Source organism: Frankia sp. AgKG'84/4 (assembly GCF_023242965.2).
Lineage (GTDB): Bacteria > Actinomycetota > Actinomycetes > Frankiales > Frankiaceae > Frankia.
Genome location: NZ_JALKFU020000653.1, coordinates 1 through 650 on the forward strand (window position 1 = coordinate 1; position 650 = coordinate 650).

Here is a 650-nt window from a genome sequence, read left to right on the forward strand (position 1 = left end):
CCGCCACCCGGCGCCAGGCCGCGGCGGCCCCGCCACCGAGGCGGGCGTCGAGCTCGGCGGCGAAGGCGTCGTCGTCGGCGTGCGCGGCGAGCGTGGTGCCGTCAGCGAACCGGTAGGTGGCGATCGGGTCGAGCCGGCGTAGCTTCAGCGCGTCGCGCAGCGGGGGGCCGGTGGCGGCGAACAGGTCCTCGAACACACCCGGCATGGTCAGCAGGGACGGCCCGGTGTCGAACTCGAAGCCATCGCGTTCGTACCAGCCGAGCTTCCCGCCGACCGTCGAGGCCTGTTCGCAGACGGTCACGTCATGTCCGGCCGCGGCGAGGCGGGCCGCTGCCGCCAGGCCGCCCACGCCGGCACCGATCACCACCACGCGGGCCACGGAAGAGGACTCTACGATCCGCCGCGGGGGCGGCGCCGGTGCGGGTCGGTGGGGAGCGGCCGGCCCTTCCAGGACACCCCGCCGTGCCCGCGCCGCCACCACGACAGGGCGGTGAGGTAGCCGACGAGCGCGACGGAGACCGGGTGGGCGGCCGAGTCCGGCCAGCTCCGTCCGCCTGTGCGGCGCGCGGCGACAGCCCGCCCGGCGATCCCGGTGAGCAGGCCCACCACCCCCGCGGCCCGGTCGCCCGCCCGCCCCCGCCCCCGCCCCC

General features: G+C 78.2%; 1 protein-coding gene and 1 pseudogene. Both read right to left on the reverse strand.

Annotated elements, in window-relative coordinates; translation table 11 throughout:
• Positions 1-379, reverse strand: a 379-nt coding sequence (locus tag MXD58_RS24450; protein ID WP_250610018.1) for an NAD(P)-binding protein, incomplete at its 3' end; no start/stop codon positions are given.
• 11 nt (positions 380-390) lie between these two features.
• Positions 391-650, reverse strand: a pseudogene (locus MXD58_RS24455) (hypothetical protein); the annotation flags it as partial.